Here is a 13,337-nt window from a genome sequence, read left to right as displayed (position 1 = left end):
TTAAATAATAAAATGAAAAAAGCCATTTTATCGATTGCTATATTGGGCGGGATTTTCTTTTCCGCAAATGTATCAGCACAAACCGAAACTTCAGGCAGAGAAAAGGTCTACAGAGCCACTCATACCAAAGTAACGGAACTGAAACACACCAAGCTGAAAGTAAATTTCGATTATCAGAAGGAACAGATGAACGGGGAAGAATGGCTGACTGCCGCTCCTTTTTTCTATCCTGCCAACGAATTGACGCTTGATGCAAAAGGTATGTTGATTCATGAAGTAGCTTTAGATATTAATGGCAAAAAAACTCCTTTAAAATATGATTATAGCAATGATATTTTAAAAATCACTTTAGATAAGACCTATCAGAAAAACCAGGATTACACGGTTTATATTAAATATACTGCTCGTCCGAACGAGGTAAAACAACAGGGAAGCGCGGCAATTAATGATGCAAAAGGTCTGTATTTCATTAATCCTCAAGGTAAGGAAACCGGCAAGCCAACTCAAATCTGGACACAGGGGGAAACAGAATCTTCTTCCGCATGGTTCCCGACTATCGACAAACCGAATCAGAAGTCAACCGAAGAAATTTTCATGACAGTTCCTGATAAATATGTCACGCTTTCCAACGGAATTATGAAAGATTCTCAAAAAGAAGCCAACGGAATGAGAACCGATCACTGGGTGATGGATAAAAGGCATTCGACCTATCTTTTCTTCATGGCAGTAGGTGATTACGCGATCGTAAAAGATAAATGGAAAAATATTCCGGTTGATTATTATATTGAAAAAGAATACGAGCCATACGCAAAACAGATCTACGGAAATACACCCGAAATGATTGAGTTTTTCTCTAAAAAAATGGGCTACGACTATCCTTGGGCAAAGTATGCGCAAATTTCAGGAAGAGATTACGTAAGTGGTGCCATGGAAAACACGACAGCAACGTTACATGGAAGTGATATTTTACAAAAACCGGGACAGCTAATCGATGAAAATAAATGGGAAGATACCATCGCTCACGAGTTATTCCACCATTGGTTTGGAGATTTGGTCACAGCGGAAAGCTGGAGTAATTTAACGGTCAACGAATCTTTTGCAAACTACTCAGAATATCTTTGGAACGAATACAAATACGGAAAAGATCAGGCAGATTATCATCAGCAGGAAGATGTCAATCATTACATTCACAATCCTTCCGATTTTAAGAAAAATTTAGTGAGATTCAATTATGACTCCCGTGAAGATGTTTTCGATTTGGTTACCTATCAAAAAGGAGGCGGAATCCTTCATATGTTAAGAAATTATTTGGGTGATGATGCATTTTTTGCAGGAATGAATGATTATTTAAAAACAAATGAATATCAAAACGGAGAAGCTCATCAATTAAGATTATCATTTGAAAAAGTTTCGGGAAAAGATTTAAATTGGTTCTTTAATCAATGGTATTTCGGAAGCGGACACCCGAAAATCAATTATTCTTCCACTTTTGAACCTGTAAAAAAACAAGTTTCGGTTACCATTAATCAGACTCAGGATCAGCCGTTTGAATTTCCTTTAGCAATCGATGTTTACGATAACGGGAAACCGAAAAGATATAATGTTTGGGTGAATGCAGAAGCAAAAAATACATTCAATTTTGATGTTTCTAAAAATGCAGATTTGATTAACATCAATGCAGATGGTGTTTTGTTGGCAGATATTACCGAAACGAAAACTCCTGAGCAAAATTTAATGCAATTTACAGGTTCCAAGGAGTTTAAAAGCAGATACAATGCCTTAAATGCAATTAAAGATCAGGTTGGGAAAAATCCTGCAGCGACAAAATTATTGGCGGCAGCAATTAAAGATCCTTATTTCAGAGTGAGAATGAAAGCATTGGAATTAATGGATTTATCAAATGCGGATCAGTTTAAAGCATTAGGTTCTGATGTTGAAAAACTGGCTTCCAATGATCCTAAAACATTGGTTCAGGCTTCTGCAATCAAGGCATTGTCAAAAACAAAAGATAAAAAATACACTTCAATTTTCGAAAAAGGAATGAATGCGGTTTCTGATGCGGTAAAAGCAAATTCCGTGGCAGCAATTATTTCTGTTGATCCTTCAAGAATCAATAGTTTGGCCGATAAAATTAATCTGGAAGGCGCGTCTGATGATCTTTTGGAAGTTCTTTTGCCGGTTGTGGTAAAAAATAAAGTGACCTCACAAATGTCAAATATTGCTCAGATCGCAGCATTTTATCCTTTCATAAAATTCCAAAATCCTGAATTGGGAAAAGCAGGTGAAGATGGGTTTAACTGGATCATGACCTCAGATAATCTGGAGGCTACGCAAAGTATTACCAAGCTTTTAGGTCAGGCAAAAGGTCAAATGGGTGATAATCCGCAAGTTAAAATGATGATCGTTCAAATGTTAAAAGACGGTCTCAGCAAAAAAATGGAACTGTTAAAGCAAAATCCACAAAACGCAGCAAGCATCAATAAACAGATCGACGAGCTGAATAAAGCTATCGAAAATTTTAAATAATAACCAATTTTTTAAATTAATTGAAAGCACTTCGTTATGAGGTGCTTTTTTATGATACTTACACGAAAAGTGCAAAAAATTGAATAAAAACAAGAGTCTTTTTGAATTATCTTTTTTAAATTAGTATAAAAATTTATAAAATATGACTTTTGGAATTGAGGCTGCGAGCTATTATGTACCTTCTTTGTATTTGGAAATTAAAGATTTAGCTGAAAAAAGAGGAATAGAACCGGCAAAACTTGAAAAGGGGCTCGGTTTGCATAAAATGGGTTTTCCTGATGTACACGAAGATGCAGCGACTTTTGCGGCAGAAGCTTTATTAAAATTGATAAAAGATTATACGATTAATCCAAAAGATATTTCACGAATTTACTTAGGAACAGAAAGTGCCTTGGATGCAGCAAAACCAACCGCTTCATATGCAATGCAGATGGTTGAAAAAGCGTTGGAGAAAGAATTTGGAGAAAGGTGTTTCAAAAATTGTGATGTTGTAGATATGACTTTCGCCTGCATCGGAGCGGTAGATGCGCTTCATAATTCCCTTGATTTTGTAAGGTCAAATCCCGATAAAAAAGCAATTGTTATTGCAAGTGATTATGCGAAATATGAATTGGCTTCTTCCGGCGAATATACACAGGGCGGGGGAGCTGTTTCGTTGTTAGTTTCCACAAAACCAGATCTTTTGGAAATTGAAAACAAGTGGGGAATAGCTACAGAAAGTGTTTTTGATTTCTTCAAGCCAAGACGTCATTTCAAAAAAGAAAATCTTATTAATGCTCCCGAAACTTTCCCCGATAAAATTGAGGTTTTTACTGATGAACCGGTTTTTGACGGCCAATATTCTAATCAATGCTACCAGGACAGAATCAGAGAAGCATATGATCATTATAAGGAAATTACAGGAAAAAATAATCCTCATAAAAATTGGAAATATTTAATCTTCCATCTTCCGTATGCTTTTCATGGGAAAAGGGTTTTTACAGAAATTTACAGTTTGGAAAACGGACTTTCCTATGAAACACCTGAAGAGCAAAAGGCTGTTGCAAAATCTGAGGATTATATTCAGTTTATTAATGATAAAATAGAAAAATCTCAACGTGCATCTTCAGAAATCGGAAATATGTACACGGCTTCTATTTTTATGGCGCTATTGTCTGCCTTACAGGTTTCTTTTAATGAAAAAGAAGACCTCACTGGCTCTGAAATTGGGTTCTTAGGGTACGGAAGCGGTTCAAAATCAAAAGTTTTTTCCGGAAAAGTATCTCGAAACTGGAAAAATGTGGTCTCAAAATGGAATTTATTTGAAGATTTAAAAACCAGAACGGCAATTAGCTTTGAAACCTATGAAAAGCTGCACAGAAAGCAGCTTGAAGAGTCCGTCAACCCAAATTACAAAGGTTTTGGCTTACAATCCGTTGAGCTTGAAAATCCTTTGTTACTAGGAGCAAGATATTATGAATATAAGGCCTAATTTTAAATTATATACTACAAAACACCTCAATTGGGGTGTTTTTTTTATGTCATTTTACTTATAAGCTGGAATATGAAAAAATATTTAGTTTATTTTTTTAGCAATAAAGCTATTATTTAACAAATTTTATTATACAATACTTAAAATTATCATGATACTGCTTGATTTTGTTTGAATTAAAATAATTTCAGTTAACTGCTGTTTAGTAGTAATTTTTAAATGTTAAAATGAAATTTGTGTATTCATAAGTGGTAAATAGCCATAAATAAAGTTAATTTTTTTCTTTTTAATTGATTGTTAATCAGTGTTTTACATTTTTGATATGTTAATATTTCTTAACATATTTGTGATTCAAAAAATTAAATTTTGTTAAATATGAATGTAAAATTACGTGTATTAAGTGCTGGAGTACTCTTTTTTTTAGGGCAGACTTCCTTTGCACAAAAAACAAAAAATGATACTGTCCCTAAAGAGAAACAAATTGAAGAGGTTGTGGTTACAGGTTACCGAACCAAGAAAGCTGATGAGATTACTCAAGCTCAGTCTATTATTGGGAGCCAAGAATTAAAACAGCAATCAAACACACAGTCTTTAACAAATATGTTACAAGGGAAAGCTCCTGGGGTATTGGTTCAAACAAACAGCGGTCAGCCAGGAAGTGCAGGTTCAATAACAATTAGAGGTTTTTCTAATTTTTCTAATACAGGAGCTTTGGTTGTTATTGATGGACAATATTCAACTTTTGCTCAACTAAATGCTATAAATCCTAGTGATGTAGAATCTCAGGTTATCCTTAAGGATGCTGCCGCAACAGCACAGTACGGTTCAAGAGCAGCTGCGGGTGTTATTGTAGTAACAACTAAAAAGGGGACGAGAGGAAAAACAAACTATAGTTTTGAATCAAGATTTGGCACATCTTGGAAGGTTTCGGATAAAGAAATGAATTTCCAAATGATGGATGCTGGTCAAAAATTAGCTTTTGAAAATGCTATTTCTTCTATGGTTGGAAATACACCTCATACAGATGCAGAAGTATTAGAATTAACGGCTTTAAACCATGATTGGCAGAAAGATATTTTACGGAATTCTAGTGAAGAATCGTATTTTTTTACTGCAAGTGGAGGAACTGATAAAAGTATATTTTATTATTCATTAGGATATGATAGTAACTCAGGCATAATTAAATATATTGATGCATTAAAAAGATATAGTGCAAGATTTAACTTTGAGAACCAGTTAAGTGATAAAATAAAAATTGGAGTAAATGCATCATTACAATATCAGAAAACACAAAATCAAAGAGATTTAAATAATGGTCAAAATCCTTTTAGATTTATGTATGGTGCAAATCCCTATGAACCTGTGTTTTTAGATGATGGAAGTTATAATCCAACTACTTTAGGGTTTCCTGTACTGGAAGCTTTACAGCGAAATACATCTAATAACAGTAATATTAGACTAAATGGTAATATTTTTGGAGAATATAAATTTACAGATTGGTTAAAATTCAGATCTACATTATATAACACATTTGCTCAATTAAAAACTAAAACTGTTCTGGAGCCCGGATCATTTTTAGATGTCATTTTAGGATATAATGGACAGGTCAGTTTAGCTAATAATGATTTATACTATCTTACAGCAAATCAAAGACTAGATTTTGATAAAAGTTTTGGACGTCATAAAGTAAGCGCAACTGCTTTCTACGAGTATAGTACTGAAGATACTAATACTATGACTGCAACTGGTAGAAATTATAGAACTCCAGGTTTAGATATTCTAAGTAATATGGTTACTCCCAATGCTACTACAGGATCAAGAGTGCAAACAAGAAGAACCTCTTTAGCATTATTAACTGATTATAATTATGACCTAAGATATTTATTGAGTGCTTCAGTTAGAAGAGATGGCTCATCAAGATTTGGATTAGAAAATCAATTCGGAACTTTTTGGAGCGTGAGTGGTGCATGGAATATCGCTAAAGAATCATTTGTTAATATACCAAAATTAAAATCATTAAAATTAAGAGGATCATATGGTATAGCTGGAAATGATGCTCCTCTTCCTGACTATGTAAATCAGCCATATGTTGGCTTTGGATTGTATGGACCAAGTGCATCAACTGCTGTACCCATAACAGTTGGAAATAAACAATTAAAATGGGAAAAAGTAAAAATAACAAACCTTGGATTAGATTTTAATTATAACAATAGGATTAGAGGATCATTTGAGTATTTTATAAATAAGAGAAGTGATTTTTTACAGTTAATTCCTTATCCTACTGTACAAGGAGGTTATACCATTTATGATAACGCGGGAGATCTTGAAAATAAAGGTATTGAAGTAGAAATTTCTGCAGATATAATTAAAAAACAAGATTGGAGTTTTCAATTGAGAGGGAATATTTCAAATGTTAAAAACAAAATTTTAGCATTGAGACCTGGTGAAATGTCACGAAATATTGGAAATAACAATAAATTGGAAGTTGGAGAAATGCCATTTTACTATAGAATGGTACGATATGCTGGTGTAAATCCAGATACAGGAGACGCATTATATTTTACAAATCGTACTACTGCTGTTAACGGAGAGACTTTTTATGATTTGCCAGGTGGTAGGGCTACTAATGTATATACTACAAATGATATTCAGGATATTAAAGATAAGACCCCATTTCCTAAAATTTTTGGAGGATTTGGAGCTACATTTACTTATAAGAATTTTGATATAACGGCAGATTTTACCTATAAATTTGGTGGATATTCAGTAAATAATCAGGCTCACAGTTTGCTTGACCCATCATCATTTGATACTAATCTAAGGGTTGATGCTATAAATTACTGGCAAAATCCTGGTGATACAAATGTATTACCAAAACCAAACCCAGATGGAATTTGGTTAACAGATTACTTTTTACAAAAAACAGATTATATTAGATTTAGAAGCTTAAATATAGGATATACTTTTGATAAGAATTTTCTCGGAGATAATGTCCCTTTAAACTCAATCAGAGTTTATGCTCAAGCTCAGAACTTAATTTTATGGACAAACTATGAGGGAGATCCTGAAGTAGCTGTAGGTTCAGGAGAGGGTAATACAGATGTGCCAGGTTCTTATTCTTTATATACTTATCCTACTCAAAAGACTGTAACAGTTGGTGTTGAATTACAATTTTAAATTAACTAAATTATGAAAAATAAAATAATAAAATTAACAATATTAAGTATTTTTACAATTGTTGCTTTAAGTTCATGCGAGAGAGAATTAGATCAAAATGCTTTTAATCAAATTCCTCTTGATGATGCAATGACTTCAGAAACAAACTTTACTCAGGCTATTAATGGAGCATATAGTGCAATTAAAGGGACAGGATATTTTTCTGTTGATACTGGTAACCAAACTATAGTTCCAGATGTAACTACAGATAATTTAATTTATAATCCACAAGGACGAAGTTCTAACTTTACGGCTTATAACTGGAGCTTTTCACCGGACAATGCCTCTGTAACAGGGCTATTTACTCAAGCATATTTTGTAATTTCTAGAGCTAATATGCCATTGAAATATATCAATAATCTTCCTGTTGGTAGTTTTAGAAATAATATAGAAGCTCATGCGAAAGCAGTAAGAGCAGCAGCTCACTTTGATGTAGTAAGAGCTTATTGTAAGATACCAACGCAATCTTCTGATGCAAATACATCTATGGGAATTCCATATGTTACTGAATTTAATCCTTTAGAAACAACAACTATTAGAAATCTAACAGTAGCTCAGGTTTATGACAATATTATTTCGGATTTAAATTTTGCAGTAAATAATATTGTAGATGCACCGACTGATAAATCAAAATTCTCGAAAGCAGCTATATATGGTTTATTATCAAGAGTTTATTTATATAAAGGTGATTACAACAATGCTGTTGCAGCAGGTAATTCTAGTATTGCCTTATCTGCAAGCGTTGGGTCATTAGTGAACTTTCCTAATGTTTGGGGGTCTAATAATACAGATGGTGTACTTTTGAAAATACTTAATTCTACGCAAGAGAATATTACAGTTGGCGTTGCTTATCAACAAGGAGCAACTGCGACTGGTGGAAATATAAGATCTGAATATGTTGTACCAATGTCTCTATATAATCTATTTGTGAATACCGATATCAGAAAGAGTGCTTATATGAGAAGAAGTGCATATCAAAATGTACAAAGAAATCATGTTATTAAATGGGCATTTAATACGGGTGGAGGAACACCTTTAAATGTTGTTGAAGCAAAATATTTAAGAACTGCAGAAGTATACTTAAATGTTGCTGAAGCTGCGTATAAGCTAGGAAATGAAACATTAGCCAATACATTATTAAATACTTTAAAGACTCAAAGATATGCAGGATATACCCCTGTAACTTTATCAGGTACTACATTATGGAATGAGATTATGTTGCAAAGAAGACTTGAATTAGCTTTTGAAAATGATAGATTTTATACATTCAAGAGATTAGGTCTTACAATGCAAAGAACTGGTGAAGGACCAAATATTGATGGCACCGGTGTACCTTCTGTTATTCAAACTATAACTCCAAATGATACAAGATGGCAATGGCCAATTCCACAAGCAACAATTAATATAACTCCAACCTTCCAACAAAACCCTGGATACTAAATTAAATAATTATATTTTAAATAAAAAACCCTGCAAAAAAGCAGGGTTTTTTTTATTTAGTAAAATGATAAAACCTTAAACCTTCACAAACCGATTCACAAAAATCGCTGCCGCAAGCTGTCCGACAGCATTCAAGACGGTTGCCAGGGGATCAACCAATGTTCCGATGATCATTACTGCGGGAATTGCTTCCTGTGGTAATTTATAAACAGAAATCATTAACATTTCCCCAATATATCCGCCGTTTGGAATTCCGCCGGCGACAATACTTACAAAAACTGTAATTCCTAAGGCGAGCAAAAGATTGGTGGGTTCAAAAAAATCTCTTCCAATGATTAAAAAAGCAACATAAATTTTAATAATAGAAGACATTGAAGACCCGTTCTTGTGCAAAGTCGTCCCAATCGGAATCACCAGATTAGCAATTGAGCTGGGAATGCCAATTTTTGAAGCAGCCTGTAAATTGGCAGGCATTGTGGCAAAGCTGCTGCAAGTGCTTAATGCAGTTAATGTTGGATAAATAGCATTTTTCCAGAAACTTTTTACTCCATTTTGTCCGTTTGCCATGAAAGCGTACAATGAAAAAAATACAATGAAATAAATAATTCCGGCAATATAATACAGCCCTAAAGGTTTAGCATAAAATCCAAAAAGCTGAGGTCCCAAAGTGGCCACCTGATACGCGAAGTAAGCTCCCAACCCGATTGGTGCAATTTTCATAATTAATAAAAGCAGTTCTTTCATCACTTCATATCCTGAAGCGATAAAAAGCCTGAATGGCTGTCCTTTTTCCCCGGATTTTCTCGCTGCAAAACCTGTTAAGAAAGCAAAAATTAGAAGCGCTAACATATTTTTTCGAGAAAAAACCTCGGTAAACTCTCCAACAGTAAAAAAACTTACAATCCTGCTTCCCCATGTATCCTGATTTACGGTTTCAGTGATAACTTCTGAGCTTCCCGAAACACCCGAAACAGGGAAAAGGTAAACGACACAAATGGTAAAAACGGCAGCAGTTAGTATGAAAAACAGGAATGTTACAATCATCGTAAAAATAATTTTTCCGAATTTCGACTGCTGTTCCAGAGACGCAATAGAATTGGCCACTGCAAAAAATACCAACGGAACAACACTTACAAAAAGAAGGTTCAGGAAAATATCACCCAAAGGTTTTATATACTCAACAATCCCCGGAGCCACAATTCCGAGGATGCTTCCGACAGTGATCCCTAGGAGTAAAAGTATGATTCCCGAGTAATTTTTAAATACTTCTTTCATGTAGCTTTTTTATCAAAGATAGCTTTATTTTAACATTCTATTATATTATTTTCAGGCTTAAATTCGCTAAATTTGAGTAAATAATCGTTTTTATGGCTTATATAGATTACTATAAAATTTTAGGCGTAGATAAAAGCGCAACGCAGGATGACATCAAAAAAGCTTACCGGAAACTAGCCAGAAAGCTGCATCCTGACCTTAATCCCAACGATAAAGAAGCAGAAAAAAAATTCAAAGAGCTTAATGAAGCCAATGAGGTTCTCAGCAATCCCGAAAACCGTTCAAAGTATGATAAATACGGAGAAAACTGGAAACACGGCGAAGAATACGAAAAAGCGCAGCAACAGCAGAGACAATATCAAAGTCAGAATTATGGTGGCGGATTTTCCGGTGCTGATTTTGGGGAAGGTGAAGATTTTTCAGATTTTTTTCAGAGTATGTTTGGCGGCGCAGGAAGCGGTTTTGGCAGAAATTCGCGGGGAAGTGCATCGGGAAAGTTCAAAGGGCAGGATATTCAGGCTGAATTGAATTTAAGCTTAAAAGATGCCGCAACAACGCATCCGCAGACTTTTGATATTAATGGTAAAAAAGTACGGATTACAATTCCCGCAGGAGTATATGACGGACAGCAAATTAAGTTGAAAGGTCACGGAAGTCCAGGTTATAATGGCGGTCCGAGTGGAGATTTGTACATCACTTTCAATATTCCGGTGGATCCTGATTTTGAAAGAATAGAAGATGATTTAAAGACAAAAGTCACCATTGATTTATACACCGCAGTTTTAGGCGGAGACGTAAAAGTAAATACATTGGACGGAAGCGTGAACCTTAAAGTAAAACCCGAAACTCAAAACGGAACGACGGTGAGACTGAAAGGAAAAGGTTTTCCTGTGTATAAAAAAGACGGACAATTTGGTGATTTATTCGTGACTTATGAAGTAAAATTACCGACTAATCTTACCGAACAGCAGAAAGAACTTTTTGAAAAACTTAAAAATTCCTAAGCCATGAGTGAAAGAATATCGCGAGAAGAGCTCGTAAAAGTATACAATATTGAGATCACTTTTTTTGATGAATTGGTAGATTCCGGTTTATTGAGCATCCAAACGGAGAATGAGATTCGATATTTGATGTATGAAGATCTTCCGGTTTTTGAAAAATTTGCCAATTGGCATTATGATCTTGAAATCAATCTTCCGGGTTTGGAAGTTATTCATGATATGCTCCAAAAAATGGATGAATTAAAACAGAAAAACCGTGAATTAATGAATAAATTGTCTGCAATAAATAAACATAAAGAAGGGTAATTTTTCATCTAAGGAGTTCCGAAGGAACGACTTAATTCAGGATAGGATGAAATCCTATCAATAATTGCATAATATATTTTGAATTTTTGATTTATGCAGTCTTAATGCTTTATTGAAGATAAGATGAAAAAACTATCTTTGTACACATTAGAGAAAATTTAATTATGACTGAAGAAAAGGTTATTGTTTTAAAGCCTAAAAGACAGGATTTCGAAGATATTTACTTCAGCGGCAATGAGGGAAATTTATTTTTTTCGCCCACTACCAGGGGAAAAACAATTACAACGATCGTTGTAGGTTTAATTTTATTTATTCTGTTTTGTTTTAAAGATGATTTAAGCAAAGAAAAATTTGGGATTTTATATTTTGTGAGCTTTTTATTTTTGCTTTGTACAGTATATCTTTCTTTAAGCATCAATAAAGTTTCAAGATGGAAAAAACAGGTCAACAGATATTTAAAATCACTCGAAGATTCCAAAATATATGAGCTCAGATTTAATAATGAAATTTTTAATGTAAACCTTAACCATCAGGAGGAATTGAGTAAATGGGAAGATTTTAAGGAATTTGATATCAATGATCAATTTATTGCTTTAGAAGGCAAATTCAATTATATGTTCCCGAAAAAATCAATGAGCAAAGGAGATTATGATTTGCTTAAACAAACAATAAATAAAAATATCAAAGAATAAGAATAAGAATAAGAATAAGGAATAAAAAAATCAGAGTAAATTTTACTCTGATTTTTATTTATATAACTAATAAATTTGCTAATTGCTAATTGCTAATTGCTAATTGCTAATTGCTAATTGCTAATTGCTAATTTTAATCAAGCCAACCCATTTCTCTCATCCAGTCATCATTATAGATTTTTCCTACATATCTTGAACCGTGATCGTGAAGAAGAACAACAATGACATCATCTTTCGTAAACTGATCTTTCATCTGAATCAAAGAAGCGATCGCACTTCCGGCAGAATATCCACAGAAAATTCCTTCTTCTTTAGCCAGTTTTCTGGCATAGATTGCACCATCTTTATCAGTTACTTTTTCAAAATGATCGATTACCGACATATCATAGTTTTCAGGAATGATATCTTCACCAATTCCTTCTGTGATGTACGTGTAAGCATGATCGTAATGCAATTCACCCGTTTCATGGAATTCCTTCAAAATAGAACCGTACGTATCAACTCCGATCACTTTAATGTTAGGATTTTTCTCTTTGAAGAAAGTTCCGCAACCCGTAATTGTACCTCCCGTTCCGGCTCCAACCACAAAATGTGTTAATTTCCCGTCTGTCTGTTCCCAGATTTCAGGGGCAGTAGATTCGTAATGAGCGGTTCTGTTTGATAAATTATCATATTGATTCACATACCATCCGTTTTCTGTTTCGGTCGCCAGTCTTTTTGAAACCGAGTAATAAGAACGCGGATCTGTAGGTTTTACGTCGGTCGGACAGACAATTACTTCAGCTCCAACGGCACGAAGAATATCACATTTCTCTTTTGACTGTTTAGCATTGGTCACAAAAATACATTTGTAACCTTTGATGATCGCTGCAAGGGCCAGTCCCATCCCGGTATTTCCGGAAGTTCCTTCAATAATAGTTCCACCGGGTTTTAATCTTCCATCTTTTTCAGCATCTTCAATCATTTTCAGGGCCATTCTGTCTTTCACAGAGTTGCCCGGATTGAAGGTCTCAACCTTTGCCAAAACTAATGCCGGAAAATCTTCTCCCAAAACTTTATTAAGCTTTACAAGTGGTGTATTTCCGATAGTTTCAAGGATGTTTTGTGCGTATTTCATAAATGTTTTTTATAAGCGCAGCAAAGATACAGCTTTCAGATAATTAATAATTATGATTTGAATATTATTATAAAGTGAATGGTTAATTGTGAATGGAAAATTTAAAAATTAAACTGGAAAAATTGACAATTCACTACTGACAATTCACCATTCATCATTAAAGATTTCCAAAAGCTATTTCCCGCTTTCCGCACTCGCTATTTTTCTAGGGTTTCGGCGGCGGCAAAGCCGCCGCCGAAACCCTAGAAAAATGAGCTCAAACAAATGCTCCAATCGGGGCTAGGGTATTTGTC

At 34.3% G+C, this 13,337-nt stretch carries 9 protein-coding genes; 7 read left to right on the top strand and 2 right to left on the bottom strand.

What is annotated here, in order from left to right; translation table 11 throughout:
• Window positions 1–12 precede the first annotated feature (12 nt).
• The 4 genes from BLT04_RS10880 (at window position 13) to BLT04_RS10865 (ending at window position 8,653) form a co-directional block, all read left to right on the top strand.
• Window positions 13–2,526, top strand: a complete 2,514-nt coding sequence (locus BLT04_RS10880) for a M1 family metallopeptidase (RefSeq protein ID WP_089755837.1) — start codon at window positions 13–15, stop codon at window positions 2,524–2,526.
• 142 nt (window positions 2,527–2,668) lie between these two features.
• Entirely contained in the window at window positions 2,669–3,997 is a 1,329-nt protein-coding gene (locus BLT04_RS10875; RefSeq protein WP_089755836.1) for a hydroxymethylglutaryl-CoA synthase family protein, read from the top strand.
• Between the two features lie 375 nt (window positions 3,998–4,372).
• Complete coding sequence (locus BLT04_RS10870; RefSeq protein WP_089755835.1) at window positions 4,373–7,174, top strand: SusC/RagA family TonB-linked outer membrane protein; 2,802 nt, start codon at window positions 4,373–4,375, stop codon at window positions 7,172–7,174.
• 12 nt (window positions 7,175–7,186) lie between these two features.
• Window positions 7,187–8,653: a RagB/SusD family nutrient uptake outer membrane protein gene (locus tag BLT04_RS10865; protein ID WP_089755834.1), complete on the top strand. Its 1,467-nt coding sequence runs from the start codon at window positions 7,187–7,189 to the stop codon at window positions 8,651–8,653.
• Between the two features lie 75 nt (window positions 8,654–8,728).
• Here the strand turns inward: BLT04_RS10865 and BLT04_RS10860 are convergent, their stop codons facing one another.
• The gene (locus BLT04_RS10860) at window positions 8,729–9,928 is read right to left on the bottom strand and encodes a dicarboxylate/amino acid:cation symporter (protein ID WP_089755833.1); all 1,200 of its coding nucleotides are present in this window, start codon (window positions 9,926–9,928) and stop codon (window positions 8,729–8,731) included.
• Between the two features lie 92 nt (window positions 9,929–10,020).
• Here BLT04_RS10860 and BLT04_RS10855 point away from each other — a divergent pair, with 92 nt between their 5' ends.
• The 3 genes from BLT04_RS10855 (at window position 10,021) to BLT04_RS10845 (ending at window position 11,927) form a co-directional block, all read left to right on the top strand.
• Complete coding sequence (locus BLT04_RS10855; RefSeq protein ID WP_089755832.1) at window positions 10,021–10,932, top strand: DnaJ C-terminal domain-containing protein; 912 nt, start codon at window positions 10,021–10,023, stop codon at window positions 10,930–10,932.
• Window positions 10,933–10,935: 3 nt separating this feature from the next.
• On the top strand, window positions 10,936–11,235 hold the full coding sequence (locus tag BLT04_RS10850) for a chaperone modulator CbpM (protein ID WP_089755831.1): 300 nt from the start codon (window positions 10,936–10,938) through the stop codon (window positions 11,233–11,235).
• Window positions 11,236–11,399: 164 nt separating this feature from the next.
• A complete protein-coding gene (locus BLT04_RS10845) occupies window positions 11,400–11,927 on the top strand; it encodes a hypothetical protein (protein WP_089755830.1) in 528 nt (175 codons plus the stop codon).
• Window positions 11,928–12,060: 133 nt separating this feature from the next.
• On the opposite strand, the gene BLT04_RS10840 is transcribed toward BLT04_RS10845, so the two are convergent.
• Window positions 12,061–13,044: a PLP-dependent cysteine synthase family protein gene (locus tag BLT04_RS10840; RefSeq protein WP_089755829.1), complete on the bottom strand. Its 984-nt coding sequence runs from the start codon at window positions 13,042–13,044 to the stop codon at window positions 12,061–12,063.
• Window positions 13,045–13,337 lie beyond the last annotated feature (293 nt).

It is taken from the genome of Chryseobacterium soldanellicola (genome assembly GCF_900100115.1).
Taxonomy (GTDB): domain Bacteria; phylum Bacteroidota; class Bacteroidia; order Flavobacteriales; family Weeksellaceae; genus Chryseobacterium; species Chryseobacterium soldanellicola.
This window is presented reverse-complemented; position numbering and strand designations above follow the sequence as displayed.